Here is a 13,741-nt window from a genome sequence, read left to right as displayed (position 1 = left end):
ACCCGGCCGCGGCCCCGGTTTCGCGGCGCCGCAGCCGCGCGAACGGCAAACGCATGCTTGCCGTCTACCCCACTGGCGCCGGTCGCTACCGCGCCAATCTGGACGAACCTCGCCCAGGACCGCGAGCCCACCCGCACGGTGTGGGCGCGAGCCCGCCGCGCGGGGCAGGTAGTTTGTAGGACGTGTTGTTGTCCGACCGGGACATCCGGGCCCAGATCACCGCCGGCCGCGTGTGCCTCGACCCGTACGACCCGGGTCTGATCCAGCCGAGCAGCGTCGACCTGCGCCTCGACCGGGCGTTCCGGGTCTTCCAGAACCATCGGTACAGCCACATCGACCCGGCCATCGAGCAGGAGGACCTGACCGAGCTCGTCTCCCCCGAGGGTGATGAGCCGTTCGTGCTGCACCCGGGCGAGTTCGTGCTTGGCTCTACCCTCGAGGCCATCACGCTGCCGGACGACCTGGCCGGCAGGCTCGAGGGCAAGTCCAGCCTCGGCCGGCTCGGCCTCCTCACCCATTCGACGGCCGGCTTCATCGATCCGGGCTTCTCCGGCCATGTCACGTTGGAGCTCTCCAACGTCGCGACCCTGCCGATCAAGCTCTGGCCCGGCATGAAGATCGGTCAGCTCTGCCTGTTCCGCCTCTCGTCCCCGGCCGAGCACCCGTACGGAACCGCCATCTACGGCTCCCGCTACCAGGGACAGCGCGGCCCCACCCCGTCGCGCGCGTACCGCGACTTCACCCGGTCCCCGGTCCCTCCGGTAGACGGGCAGGCCTGAACCGGGGCGAGCCGGGTATCCAGGTATCCAGGGATCCAGGGATGACGAGGGCGACCGAGAACCGTCGCCCGCCGAGTTCGGGACGGGCGACGGGCTGGCCGTCCACGTGGACCAGCCCGGTGGCCCGGCCAGACCCCGACACTATTTCAGACCCGATTTCAAATAATTGGTAAAGAATCGGTCGCGCACCCGACAGTGCTCTTTGTGGTGAAATTTATGTCGGGTTTCTAGCCTTCTTTCCCATGACCACAAGGAACGAAATCGAACCCCGCCCGAATGGGCGTGTTATCCGGGCGGCCGTGAGCGTCACCGCGACGGCGGCGGCGCTCGTCATGGCGCTGGCCGCGTGCGGGAGTGGCGACTCGCCGGACCCGGCGAGCGCCGTCGTCGGCGCCGCGACCGTGTCGGCGCCCCCGGCCGCTCCGCTGCGCCCCGCCGACTACGTCCTCGTCGCCGGGCCCGCGACCGGCGACTACTCGATGGAGGACAACACCGACACCTCCGAGAGTTCCGTCTTCGAGGACCCGGTTCCCACCTGCATGCACCTGTCCAGCTCTGATCTGGGACCGGCGTCCACCGACCACGCGAACGGCCCCGTCTTCAGCGACGACGACGACGGCACCACGATCCAGTCCGGCGCGCGGGTGTTCGCGAGCGCGGACACGGTCACGGCGCACCGAGCGTTGACCCAGCGCCGGGACTTCCCCGGCTGCGTGGGCGAGGCGATCGTCAGCCAGCTGTCCAACAGGGACAGGGAGACGACGGCCGTGACGGTGAGGAGCGCTCAGGCCGGCACGCCCCCGACCGGCGCCACCGCCCTGACGCGGCTCGACCTCGCGGTCAACTCCGACGGCCAGAACGTTGAGGTCAACGTCGACCTGGTCAGCGTCTTCGCCGGCCGTGTCGAGTCGGTGATTCTCATCGTCAGTCCGGCGGGACCGGTCGACGACGGCGAGCTGAACGGCCTGACCAGCCAGGTGGTGGCGACACTCGCCAAGCAGTGACCTGACCGCCCCGGCCCGGCCCCGGTCAGCCGCCGGCGGTCCAGCCGCCGTCGACGACGAGGTAGGAGCCGGTCATGTAGGAGGCGTCGTCGGAAGCGAGGAAAGCGGCGCGACGGACGCCGAGGTCGGGCCGAGGTCGGGCCGAGCTCGGAGGAGGTGCCACCCGCGACGGGGAGCCCGCCAGGTTACGCGTCGGGCGCGGCGTGGACCCTGGCCCCGGCGACGAACGTCTGCAGCACCCGGGTGTTGCCGATGTCGGCCGGCGGGCCGGCGAACGGATCCCGGTCCAGCACGACGAGATCCGCTCCCTTGCCGACGGTGACCGTGCCCGTGACGTCGTCGAGGTGGTTCACCCACGCCGACCCCGACGTGTAGGCGGCCAGCGCGCTCGCCAGATCGAGGCGCTGCTCGGGCAGGAAGACCTCGTGCTCGCCGCTCGGCGCCGCCTCGGTCGGCGCGGGAGTCCGGTTGACGGCGACATGGATCGCGGCGAGCGGGTTGGGCGTCGAGACCGACCAGTCGCTGCCGGCCGCCAGCACCGCCCCGGTCTCCTGCAGCCGCCGGAACGGGTACTGCCACGAGCCCCGCTCAGGGCCGAGGAAGGGCAGGTTCAGCTCGGCCATCTGAGCCTGGAGCACCGCCCACAGGAACTGCAGGTTCGCCGCGACCCCCAGCTGCCCGAAACGCGGCACGTCATCCGGATGGACGACCTGCAGGTGGGCGATGTGATGACGCAGGTCGCCGCGGCCGTTCGCCGTGATCGCGGCCTCCACGGCGTCCAGGCAGTCACGGACGGCCCGGTCGCCGATGGCGTGGAAATGCGTCTGGAAGCCCGCGGCGTCGAGCGCCGGCACGGCCTCGAGAAGCAGCTCGCGCGGGAAGAAGGTGATGCCGCGGCCCTTGCCGCCGCCGCCGTTGCCGCATCCGCATGGCGACAGGTAGGGGTCCAGCATCGCGGCGGTGAAGTTCTCCGGCACGCCGTCCTGCATGATCTTCACGCTGGTCGCGCGGAACCGTCCATGGGTATACGTCTCGCGCCGGTGACGCAGGTCGTCGAGCTGCTCGACGCCCCGGTCTCGCTCGAACCACAGCGAACCCACCACCCGCGCGGTGAGCTCGCCTGACGTCGCGCACGCCAGGTACGCCGGCGCGGGGTCTCCCGCGTTGCCATACGTGCCGACGATGGCGTCCTGCCAGGCGGTGACGCCGAACGAATGCAGATACTCCTGTCCCCGCAGCAGCGCCTGGACCATCGTCTCGGCGGTCACGGGCGGCAGCAGCCGGTTGACCAGGGAGATCGCGCCTTCGTGCAGTGTCCCGGTCGGCACCCCGCTGGCGTCACGCTCGATCCGCCCGTCGGCCGGGTCGGGTGTGCGCGCGTCGATGCCCGCGAGCCCGAGCGCCCGCGAGTTCACCCAGGCCCCATGACCGTCGCGATTCATCAACATCACGGGCCGGTCCGGCACCACCGCGTCGAGGTCGGCCGCCAACGGAGTCCCACCGGGGAACGCGGGCATTCCCCAGCCGCCGCCGATGATCCATGCGACGTCCGGGTGGGTCCGGGCGTACTCGGCGACCAGGGCCAGGTAGCCCACCCGGTCACCCGCGGACCGCAGGTCACACCGCAGCAGGTCGAGCCCGCCCCACACCGGGTGCACGTGGGCATCCTGGAATCCAGGCACGAGCAGTTTCCCGGACAGGTCGACAACATCCGTCGACGGCCCGACCATCGCTTCGGCACCGCGCCCGACCGCCACGATCCGCCCCCCGCGCACCGCGACCGCATGCGTGCGCGTGCGCGCGGCGTCGGCCGTGAACACCGGCCCACCCGCGAAGACCAGATCCGCGTCCGTCATCGGGGTGCCCACACCTCCAGCATGGCGCCGAGCCAGCCACGGTCACGCCCGGCGCGCACAGGATGACGCCCTCAGCGGCGAAGGCGCGCGGTCAGGCGGGCTGCCACAGTTCGACCCGATTGCCCGCGGGATCGATGACCCAGCCGAATCGACCGACGCCCTCCATGTCCTGCGTCTCGTCGGCCACGTCCGCGCCCTTGGCACGCAGTTGCGCGAGCATCGCGTCGAGGTCAYGGACCCGGAAGTTGAGCATGGTCTGCTGGGCGCGGGACCCGAAGTAGTCGGTCTCGGACTCGAACGTCGCGAACACCGTCGGCCCGTCTTCCTGCCGCCACAGGCCGTGCTCACCGGCGTCCAGGCCCAGGAAATCGCGGTACCACGCGCTCAAACCCGCCGGGTCGGCGGCGCGCATGAAGTATCCACCGATTCCAAGCACACGTTCCATGCCGCCATCCTGCCAGGACGACGATCAGGCAGGCCGACACCGCACCATCGCCCAGGGGGTGGAGCCGCCTGGTCGTGGGGTCCGGGGCTCGGCCCCGGGGTGGGATAACGGGCCTCGGCGAAGATGACCGAAGGTCAGCAAGCGTGGAAGGCCGCGACGAGCGGGGATGGTGTTGGGGTCCAGGGGGTGGAGCCGCCTGGTCGTGGGGTCCGGGGCTCGGCCCCGGGGTGGGATAACAGGCCTCGGCGAAGATGACCGAAGGTCAGCAAGCATGGAAGGCCGCCGCGAGCGGGTGACGGGAATCGAACCCGCGTTGCAAGCTTGGGAAGCTCGTGTTCTGCCTCTGAACTACACCCGCATGGTGCTGCCTTCGCATCCTAGCGGATCGCTCGGGTAGGGGGTGGGCGGGACATCGTCCGGCGCTGGAGTGCGCGGGCCAGTTGGACAGATCGTCGTCAGCGCAGGTCGGCCCGCGCGGCCTGGCAGCGGCGTGGCGGTCGGTCGGGACCCGGGACACGTCGCCACGCCGCTGGTCGGCCCGCGGCTTCTTACAGGGTGAGTTCGATCCTTCCGTCGGCGGCGAGACGGACCGGGTGGCAGCCGATCGGCGGCGCCCCCGAGGAGGACTCGCCGGTGGCCAGGTTGAAGACGTGGGAGTGCAGCGGGCAGATGACGACCTCCGCGTCGGCCTGGCCGTCGGCGAGGGGGCCGCCCGCGTGCGGGCAGACGGCGTCAATGGCCCGCAGGACGTCCCCACGGAGTCGAAAGACGGCGATCTGTGCGTCGCCGACGGCGTATGTCCGTGCCTCGCCAACCGGGATCTCGTCGAGAGGGCCGAGCCGATGTACGGCGCCGGTCGAGGCCGGCGCCAGTCGCTCCGAGTTCGTCGCGGTTCCCACTGGGCCGCCGTTGTCTCGGCCCGAGCTGGCGGCCTCTGGGGCGGCGGCCGAGGCCACGGCGACGGTGCTCCGCGCGCTCATCGGACGGGGACCTGGGGCAGGGCCACCAGGGGCAGCGAGGTGTGGAACTGGCCGGGGGTCACCGGCTCCGCACGCTCCAGCCAGGGGTCGACGTAGGCGTCGATCGACTCCTGGACGCGGGCGTCGAGATCGGCGGCGATACCCTCCGCGTCGTCGACGATGACGGCGCGGACCTTCTCGATGCCCACCCGGGGGACGAACGTGTACGTCCGTTCCAGCCATTTCGCGTTCTCGCGGTAGTACTGCAGGAACCGGCCCGTGAGCGTCATGACYTCCTCGGGACTCTCGACGGTGGCGAGCAGGTCACCCTTGCGGACGTGGGCGCCCCCGGCACCGCCGACGTAGATCTCCCAGCGGCCGCCGTCGATCGCGACGACACCGACGTCCTTGATCAGGCCTTCGGCACAGTTGCGCGGGCAGCCGTTGACCGCGAGCTTGAGCTTGCCGGGGCTTTCCAGACCGTTGTAGCGCTTCTCGATCGCGACACCGAGCGCGGTCGAGTCGCCGACGCCGAAGCGGCAGAAGTCCTTGCCGACGCAGGTCTTCACCGTGCGGAAGCTCTTGCCGTAGGCGTGGCCGCTGGGCATGTCCAGATCGGCCCAGACCTTCGGTAGGTCCTCCTTGCGCACGCCGAGCAGGTCGATGCGCTGCCCGCCGGTGATCTTCACCATCGGGACGTCGTACTTCTCGGCGACGTCCGCGATCCGGCGCAGCTCGGCCGGGCTGGTGACACCGCCGGCTATCTGCGGGACGACGGAGAAGGTGCCGTCCTTCTGGATGTTGGCGTGGACGCGGTCGTTGATGAACCGACCGTCACGCTCATCGATGAAGTCGCGACCCCAGACGATGCGCAGCAGCGACGTCAACGCCATCTTGCTGGCCGCGTCCTCCTTGCCGTCGGGCGCGAGGGCGGCGAAGACCGCCGACACCGACCGTAGGTTCCGCTCACGCACGGCCGCCAGCAGCGCCGGCTTGTCCAGAGGAACACCGGGGACGTACCAGTTCGCCGAGAGGTCCTCCTCCACCTCGCCGTCGRCCGCCCACTCGACGATCTCCTTGACGAGCAACTTGCACGAGCCGCAGCCCTTGCCGGCGCGGGTCGCGTTCATGACGCCGGGGACGGTCTTCATCCCGCCCTTGACGCAGGCGACGATCTTCCCCTTGCTCACACCGTTGCAGTTGCAGACCTGGGCGTCGTCGGCCATCTCCGCCGCCCCGACCTCGGCCGCGGGCAGGCCGATGTCGAACAGCAGCTGCAGCCGCTCGTCCGGCAGTGGCAGGCCATTGTCGAACGCCTGGATGAGCGAGGCCGACTTGGCCGTGTCGCCGAGCAGGGTGGCGCCGACGAGCTTTCCGTCGCGAATGATGACGCTTTTGTAGACGCCCCTGCGTGGCTCGACGAACCGGACGACCTCGTCGTCGGGGTACTCCGCCTCCTTGAGGCCCATCGCGGCGACGGCCATACCGGCGACCTTGAGCTTCGTGGCGGTCTTCGAGCCGTGGTAGGCGGCGTCTGGGTTCACGCCGGTGATGTGCTCGGCGAGTACTGTCGCCTGCTCCCACAGCGGGGCGACCAGGCCGTAGACCTGGCCACGGTGCTGCGCGCACTCGCCGACCACGTAGATGTCGGGATCGTCGACCGAGCGCATCTGGTCGTCGGTGACGATGCCGCGCTCCACGGTCAGCCCGCCACGTAGGCCGATGTCGACGTTCGGCCGGATCCCTGCCGCCACCACGATCATGTCGACGTCGAGCCGTGTCCCATCCGCGAACTCCAGACCAACCGCCGTGCCGAGGCCGGTGCCCTCGCCAGTGTCGACGCCGGTCTCGGTCTCGTCGTCGGTGAGCAGGATCTGCGCGGTGCGGGCTCCTGGATGCACGGTGATGCCGAACTCCTCGACACCGCGCAGCAGGATGGCGCCGGCTTCGGAGCACAACTGCTGGTTCATCAGCGTCGGCGCCGCGTCGATGACGTGCACCTTGAGTCCGTACGTCTGCAGGCCGCGGGCGGCCTCCAGGCCGAGCAGACCGCCGCCGATGACCGCCGCGGTCCGGCGCCCCTCGGCAAATTCGATCATGGATCGGCAGTCGTCGATCGTGCGGAACGCGAAGACGCCGCCGGGAAGCCGGCCGTCGGGGTGGGCCAGACCCTTGATGGGTGGGATGAACGAGCGGCTGCCGGTGGCGATGATCAGTTTGTCGTACGGGGTGACGGCGCCGTCCTCGGCGGTGACGACGCGCGCGTACCGGTCGAGCCCGGTGATCCGCACGCCGGCGCGCAGCTGGATGCCGTTGTCCGCGTACCACTCCGGCGTGTTGAGGAAGATCTCGTCCTCGGTGTCGGCGCYGGCCAGCACGTTGGAGAGCAGGATCCGGTTGTAGTTGCCGTACGGCTCGTCGCCGAACACGGTGATCTCGAACGGGTCGCCGCCGTGCCGGCCGAGGATCTCCTCGACGGCCCGCATGCCGGCCATGCCGTTGCCGACGACGACGAGGTGCTGGCGCCCGCTCGCGGGTGCCTGGCCGTGGACCCGCTGAGCCGGAACGACGCCGGTCGAGGCAGACGCGGTCGACGCGGTGGTGTCGGTGGCGGCGGGGGGCGTGTTCGGAATGTTCTGGATGATGGTCATGGTCGCGCTCGCTCAGAACTCGATCAGGCCGAAGTCGATGATCACGGTGCCCTCGACGCCCTCCGGGGCGGCGAGATGCAGTTCGATGCGGGTGTCGCCGAGAAGGTCCTCGACCACGCGCAACGGGACGTGCACGTCGGCGCGGGCGCCGATCGGGAAGTAGCGCATCGGCGCGCCATCCCGGACGAGCAGCACGTAGACCAGCTCGTCGGAGGCGTTGCCGCCACGGAAGTACACCGGCTGGGTGGTCGTCCCGGGTGGGACCGTGTAGGCCAGCGACGGGTCAAGGAATGTCGGCTTTTTCAGCCCCTGCCCCTCGAACGAGAAGACGCCCTGCAGAAAGCGGGGTGTGCTGTGCATGCGACGGTCCTTCCGGTGTGACGCGGGCGTGGTGCCTTCCGCGCGGTCGGAGCCAGCCCGGGCAGAGCTGGCTCCAGGTGCTGTGGAGGTAGTGGCGGGGACGGTCCCCGTCGGCCCGGCGAGGCCGGGTAGGACCGGTGAGCCCGGTCCCGGTAGGCCGGTGAGAGCCGGCGGCGGGGCGCCGGCACCGTCCTGCGCGGGAATGGCGGACAGCGATGGGTCGCGTGGGCGGGACCACCCGGTGGCCACCGGGACAGTCGCCTCGGTCGGCAGGGCGGCGCCTCCGTCGGGAAGACGGCCGATCGGGCGCAGCGTCACCGCGCACGCCTTGAACTCGGGCATTCGCGAGATCGGATCGAGCGCCGGGTTGGTCAGCAGGTTGACGGTCGAGTACCCGCCCCAGTGGAACGGAGCGAACAACGTGTCCTGGCGGATCGTGTCGGTTACCCGGGCGCGGAAGATCGCCAGTCCGCGCCGCGACTTCAGCTCCACGAGATCGCCGGCGGTGATCGCGTGCCTGGCGGCCAGCACCGGATGCAACTCGACGACAGGGTCGGGATCATCGGCGACGAGCGCCCGGACCCGCCGAGTCTGTGTTCCCGACTGGTACTGGCGCATCGTGCGGCCGGTGGTCAGGTAGTAGGGGAAGTCGCGATCAGGCGTCTCCGCCGCGCCCCGATGGCGCACCGCGACGAAGCGCGCTCGCCCGTCCGGTGTGGCGAACCGCTCGGCGAACAACCGCGGCGTGCCCGGGTGAACCGCCTCGCCCGCGGCGCTCTCGCCGGTGACGGGGGCCGGGCAGGGCCAGAAGACGCCCTTCTCGGCCTCGATCCGCTCGTAGCTGATGCCGGAGTAGTCGGCGAGCCCGCCGGCGCTCGCCCGCCGCAGCTCCTCGAACACCACCCGCGGCTCGGCGGGAAACGCCTCGGCCGAGCACCCGAGGCGGGTGGCGAGCTCCGCGATGACATCCAGGTCGGTGCGCACCCCGGGCGGCGGGGCGAGGGCACGGCGCCGGCGCAGCACCCGACCTTCGAGGTTCGTCATCGTGCCCTCCTCCTCCGCCCACTGCGCGACCGGCAGCACGACGTCGGCGAGAGCCGCCGTCTCGGAGAGGAAGAAGTCGGAGACGACCAGCAGGTCGAGGGCCGCGAGCCGGTCGGCGATCCGGTTCGCGTCCGGGCCGGACACGATCGGGTTGGAGCCGAGCACCCACATGGCCCGCACGCCGCCCTCGGTGCCCAACGCGTCGAGCATCTCGAACGCGGACACGCCGGGCGGCGGCAGCTCGTCCGGTGAGACGCCCCAGATCGCGGCGATGTGCGCCCGATCGGCCGGGTCGGCGAGCTTGCGGTAGCCGGGCAGCTGGTCGGCCTTCTGCCCATGCTCTCGGCCACCCTGGCCATTGCCCTGGCCGGTGATCGTGCCGTAGCCGGAGAACGAGCGCCCGGGCAGGCCGAGCGCGAGCGCGAGGTTGATGAAGGCCTGCGCGGTGTCGGTTCCGGAGGCGTGCTGCTCGGCGCCGCGGGCGGTCAGCACGATGGCGCGTTCCGCGTCGGCTAGCAGTCGGACCGCCTCGCGCAGCTGTCCCTCGGGCACCCCGGTGATCCGTTCGACCCGGCCGGGCCAGTAGGCCGTGACAGCTCGGCGAACCGCGTCGAACCCGGTGGTGCGGCTGGCGATGTAGCCGGTGTCCACCAGCCCGTCGCGGATCGCGATGTGGAGCAGGCCCGCGGCCAGCGCGAGATCGGTGCCCGGAGTGGGCTGCAGGTGCAGGTGCGCCCCGCGCGCGGTCGGGGTGGCGCGCGGGTCGACGACGATGTGTCTGGCGCCCTTCGCCCGGCCCGCGTCGAACCACTGCATGATTGGCGGCATCGTGTCGGCCGGGTTGCCGCCGACCAGCAGAATGACGTCGGCCTCGGCGATGTCGCTCACCGGAAACGGCAGGCCGCGGTCGATTCCGAACGCGCGGTTGCCGGCCGCCGCGGCCGACGACATGCAGAAGCGACCGTTGTAGTCGATGGACCGGCTGCGCAACGCGATCCGGACGAACTTGCCGAGCGCGTACACCTTCTCGTTGGTCAGTCCGCCGCCACCGAACACGCCGACGCTGTCCAGGCCATACCGGTGCTGGCAGCGCCGCCAGCCGGTGACGATCCGCTCCAGGGCCTCGTCCCAGGTGGCCGGGCGAAGGTCGCCGGGAGTGCCCGCGGCCCGCCGGTCGCGCAGCAGCGGAGTGGTCAGCCTGTCGGGGTGGTCGAGTAGTCCGGCGGCCGTCCAGCCCTTGGAGCACAGGCCGCCACGGTTGGTCGGAAAGTCGTCCCGTGGGGTGAGGTCGACGAGGCCGGGCCGGGGCCGCAGCTCGATGCCGCACTGCAGCGCGCAGTACGGGCAGTGCGACGGCGTGACGGCCCGGCTCGCCGCCGCGTCGGCGCCGGAAGCGGCAACCAGAGCGGCGACGTCGGCCGTGGCCGGGGCTCGGTCGGGGGACACAAGCCCATGCTGGGATCTTCGTGTTTCGCCAGCCGCCTCCCGACGCATTCAGCCGGTTACTAGGCACTCACCCCGAGAAACGCCACCCTGTGAGGTCTCTGGTGCTGGCATACCCGACGATGTGCCTCCGGGCGGGGACGCACGACCGAGGCCGTCCATGTGCGGTGCCTGGGTCGGCCGGGAGAAGCCGGACCGCGGCAGAGGCTAGGGTGAGACCGTGACGACCGAGAGCCAGGACGCTCCCGCCGCCGCCGCCGCCGCCGCCTCCGCCGGCCGGGCCGTGGCCGCCGACGCCATCGCGCCCGACGACAAGGACTGGACCTGGGTCCTGGAGCGTGCCTGCCCGGAGTGCGGGTTCGACGCGGCGGCCTTCCCCGCCGCCGACGTCTCCGGACTGGTGCTGCGCGTCGCGTCGGCCTGGCTCGCCGTGCTGGCGGACACGCCGGATGAGGAGCTGCGCCGCCGGCCGTCACCCGACCGGTGGTCGACGCTGGAGTACGCCTGCCACGTGCGCGACGTCCTTCGCCTCTACGACGAGCGGCTCCAGCTGATGCTCACGCGGGACAATCCCCTGTACCCGAACTGGGACCAGGACGAGACCGCCGTGGCCGACCGCTACGGCGAGCAGGATCCGGCCCTGGTCGCCGGCGACCTCGCGGGCGCGGCGGCCAGGATCGCCGCCCGGTTCGCGACCGTCTCCGGTGCCCAGTGGCAGCGGACCGGCGAGYGGTCCGACGGCGCCCGCTTCACGATCAGCACCTTCGCCCGCTACTTCGCGCATGATCCGGTGCATCACCTGCACGACGTGAACGGGCTGCCACAAGGCGGGGTCATCACAGCCACGAGCTGAGACGTCACCCCGCTCCCGCTCGCGCGGGCGGGCAACCGCCCGCCGCGCGTGTCGGCGCCCGAGCGGCGACCGGATGGCCGGCCCATACCGGCCACCCCACAGGCACAGCCGCTGTCAGGTCGCTGGTTCGGTGGTGCGGGCCGGTGTGGCCGAGCCGAGGTCCGTGGCGGACAGGCGGCGGTAGAGGGGGCAGGTCTCCCGCAGCTCCTCGTGGGTGCCCGTCGCGAGCACCCGGCCCTCGTCGAGCACGATGATCCGGTCCGCGGCCCGCACGGTGGACATCCGGTGGGCGATGACCAGCAGGGCGCGCTCGGTGGCGATGTCGCGCAGGACCTGCGCCAGGGCGCGCTCGTTGACGCTGTCCATCTGCGACGTCGGCTCGTCGAGGAGCAGCACCGCCGGCCGCGCGAGCAGCGCCCGCGCGATCGCCACCCGCTGGCGCTCCCCACCGGAGAGCAGCACGCCGTGATCGCCGACGTCGGTCCAGACACCGTGCGACATCCGCGCGACGAGCTCGCCGAGGCGCGCCGTCTGGACGGCGTCGTCGATCTCGGCCTCGGTGGCGTCCGGAGCGGCGTAGGTGATGTTGTCGCGCAGTGAGCCCTGCAGCACCGGCGCGTTCTGCTCCACCAGGTTCACCCAGCCGCGCGCCGCCTCCCGCGACATCGCGCGCACGTCCACGCCCCGCAGCAGGATCTCGCCGCGGTCGGGGTCGTAGAACCGCTCCAGCAGCTCGAACGTCGTCGACTTGCCCGCGCCGGACGGCCCGACCAGCGCGACGTGCCCGCGCGACGGGATCGCGAACGAGACGTCGCGCAGCACCGGCCGGTCCGGCGTGTAGCCGAACCAGACGTCGCGGAACTCGACGGCCGGCGCATCGGGCCGGGGCGTCACCCGCTCGGAGCCGGGCGTGCTCGCGGCCGTCTTCGGATCCGGGGGCCGCGCCGCCGCACGGGTCCCGCCCGCGCCGCCGTCGCCTCTGGTCCCGTGGCCGTCTGTGGCTCCGTGACCGCCCGCGCCGCCGCCGCCGGCCGCGACAACGCGATCGGCTGACGTCTCGTCCGGGGTGGCGGCGCCGTTCCCCTTGGGCACGGTGGACGGAGCCGTGGGGATGATGCGGACCAGCTGCCTGGCCGCCTCGTCGGTGTCGGTGTCGGTGCCGATGCCCTGCGCTCCGGCTCGCCCGTTCGGCGGGCGGCCGTTCGGCGGGCGGCCGTCGGTGTCCAGGCCAGGGGCGAGGTCGACCTCGCGCGGAAGGTCGAAGACGGCGTCGACGCGGTCGAGCGCGCCCATCCCACGCTGCATGATCCCGGTGGCCTCGATCAGCTGCGAGAGCGGCATGACCAGGTATGTCGCGTAGAGCAGGAACGCGACCAGGGAGCCGAGCGACGTGACCCCGTGCGCGACGAGCACGCCGCCGACGAGCAGGACGACGAGCACCGAGCCCTGCACGGCCAGCTCCATCGCCGGCGCGATCACGGAGTTCAGCCGCGCCATCCGCACGCCGAGCCGGTAGGCATCGCGTGCGTGCACGGCGATCCGCTCGTCCTCGCGCGCCTCGGCGCGGCTCGCCCGGACGGTACGGATCGCGGACAGCGAGCGTTCCAGGTCGGAGGTCATCCGCCCGACGCTCGCCTGGCCCTCCTCGGAGGTGGACCGGATCCGGCGCAGCGCCGACAGCACGCCGACGCTGGCGATCAGCACGGCGACGACGACCAGCAGGAAGAGACGCACGTCGATGTAGATCATCAGGGCGATCGCGCCGAGGGCGCCGACGATGCTGGTCAGGAACGCGGCGAAGCTGTAGGCGACGGCCTCGCGGACGACCACCGTGTCGGTGTTCGCCCGGGAGATCAGATCGCCCATCCGCCGCTCGTCGTAGACGCTGATCCGCAGCCGCAGCAGATGGCCGACCAGCCGGGTGCGCAGGCCGAGGATGATGCCCTGGCCGGTGCGTTCCAACAGGTAGTGGCCAAACGTCTCGACGAACGCCTGGGCGACGAACAGCGTCAGCAGGCTGAGCAGCAGCCAGCCGGGGATCCCGCCGTGCTGGGCGCCGTCGATCACCCGCTTCACCAGGAGCGGCTGGACGACCCCGAACAGCGTGCCGAGGGCGGTGAGCGCGATCCCGACCATCACCGGCCGGCTGTGCCCGTGCATCAGGCGCCACAGCCGGCCGAGCGGCCAGCCGCCGGCGCGGTGCGTGAACGGCGGCCCGCCTGCCGGCGGCGGCCCACCGCCCGGCATCGGACCGGGGCCCGGCATCGGCCCACCGCCCGGCATCGGGCCGGGGCCGGGGCCACGTCCGGGCATCGGCCAACGCCGCCCGGGCGGCGGACCAGGCGGC

Annotated in this window: 10 protein-coding genes and 1 tRNA gene; 3 read left to right on the top strand and 8 right to left on the bottom strand. The window is 71.7% G+C overall.

What is annotated here, in order from left to right:
- The first annotated feature begins 182 nt into the window (after nt 1–182).
- Both dcd and BL253_RS17995 read left to right on the top strand, forming a co-directional pair.
- Nucleotides 183–779, top strand: coding sequence for a dCTP deaminase (dcd, locus tag BL253_RS18000; RefSeq protein ID WP_076818283.1), 597 nt, complete (start codon nt 183–185; stop codon nt 777–779).
- A gap of 299 nt (nt 780–1,078) precedes the next feature.
- Nucleotides 1,079–1,783, top strand: a complete 705-nt coding sequence (locus BL253_RS17995) for a hypothetical protein (protein WP_076818282.1) — start codon at nt 1,079–1,081, stop codon at nt 1,781–1,783.
- 25 nt (nt 1,784–1,808) lie between these two features.
- On the opposite strand, the gene BL253_RS43815 is transcribed toward BL253_RS17995, so the two are convergent.
- The 7 genes from BL253_RS43815 to BL253_RS17960 all read right to left on the bottom strand — a co-directional run bounded on the left by BL253_RS43815 (nt 1,809) and on the right by BL253_RS17960 (nt 10,544).
- A complete protein-coding gene (locus tag BL253_RS43815) occupies nt 1,809–1,946 on the bottom strand; it encodes an SDR family oxidoreductase (protein ID WP_241834896.1) in 138 nt (45 codons plus the stop codon).
- 22 nt (nt 1,947–1,968) lie between these two features.
- Entirely contained in the window at nt 1,969–3,639 is a 1,671-nt protein-coding gene (locus BL253_RS17985) for an amidohydrolase (RefSeq protein WP_076818321.1), read from the bottom strand.
- Between the two features lie 91 nt (nt 3,640–3,730).
- The gene (locus BL253_RS17980; protein ID WP_076818281.1) at nt 3,731–4,084 is read right to left on the bottom strand and encodes a VOC family protein; all 354 of its coding nucleotides are present in this window, start codon (nt 4,082–4,084) and stop codon (nt 3,731–3,733) included.
- A gap of 287 nt (nt 4,085–4,371) precedes the next feature.
- Nucleotides 4,372–4,442 (bottom strand) — tRNA-Gly (locus BL253_RS17975).
- A gap of 190 nt (nt 4,443–4,632) precedes the next feature.
- Nucleotides 4,633–5,064 (bottom strand): Rieske (2Fe-2S) protein, encoded by a 432-nt coding sequence (locus tag BL253_RS17970; RefSeq protein WP_081438422.1) that lies wholly within the window; start codon nt 5,062–5,064, stop codon nt 4,633–4,635.
- The gene (nirB, locus tag BL253_RS17965; protein ID WP_076818280.1) at nt 5,061–7,694 is read right to left on the bottom strand and encodes a nitrite reductase large subunit NirB; all 2,634 of its coding nucleotides are present in this window, start codon (nt 7,692–7,694) and stop codon (nt 5,061–5,063) included. The genes BL253_RS17970 and nirB overlap by 4 nt, the downstream gene beginning before the upstream one ends.
- A gap of 12 nt (nt 7,695–7,706) precedes the next feature.
- Nucleotides 7,707–10,544: a molybdopterin-dependent oxidoreductase gene (locus BL253_RS17960; RefSeq protein ID WP_076818279.1), complete on the bottom strand. Its 2,838-nt coding sequence runs from the start codon at nt 10,542–10,544 to the stop codon at nt 7,707–7,709.
- 217 nt (nt 10,545–10,761) lie between these two features.
- On the opposite strand from BL253_RS17960, the gene BL253_RS17955 reads away from it, so the two are divergent.
- The gene (locus BL253_RS17955; protein WP_081438421.1) at nt 10,762–11,394 is read left to right on the top strand and encodes a DinB family protein; all 633 of its coding nucleotides are present in this window, start codon (nt 10,762–10,764) and stop codon (nt 11,392–11,394) included.
- Between the two features lie 114 nt (nt 11,395–11,508).
- On the opposite strand, the gene BL253_RS43810 is transcribed toward BL253_RS17955, so the two are convergent.
- On the bottom strand, nt 11,509–13,659 hold the full coding sequence (locus tag BL253_RS43810; protein WP_476644113.1) for an ABC transporter ATP-binding protein: 2,151 nt from the start codon (nt 13,657–13,659) through the stop codon (nt 11,509–11,511).
- Nucleotides 13,660–13,741 lie beyond the last annotated feature (82 nt).

This window comes from Pseudofrankia asymbiotica (assembly GCF_001983105.1).
Classification (GTDB): domain Bacteria; phylum Actinomycetota; class Actinomycetes; order Frankiales; family Frankiaceae; genus Pseudofrankia; species Pseudofrankia asymbiotica.
Note: the sequence above shows the minus strand (reverse complement) of the source record. Positions and strands in the feature narration are given on the sequence as shown.

What these genes read in the sequence shown, in the direction of transcription:
- BL253_RS17985 (WP_076818321.1), bottom strand. Translation starts at nt 3,639, where the DNA reads ATGACGGACGCGGATCTGGTCTTCGCGGGTGGGCCGGTGTTCACGGCC.
- BL253_RS17970 (WP_081438422.1), bottom strand. Translation starts at nt 5,064, where the DNA reads ATGAGCGCGCGGAGCACCGTCGCCGTGGCCTCGGCCGCCGCCCCAGAG.
- BL253_RS43810 (WP_476644113.1), bottom strand. Translation starts at nt 13,659, where the DNA reads ATGCCGGGCCCCGGTCCGATGCCGGGCGGTGGGCCGCCGCCGGCAGGC.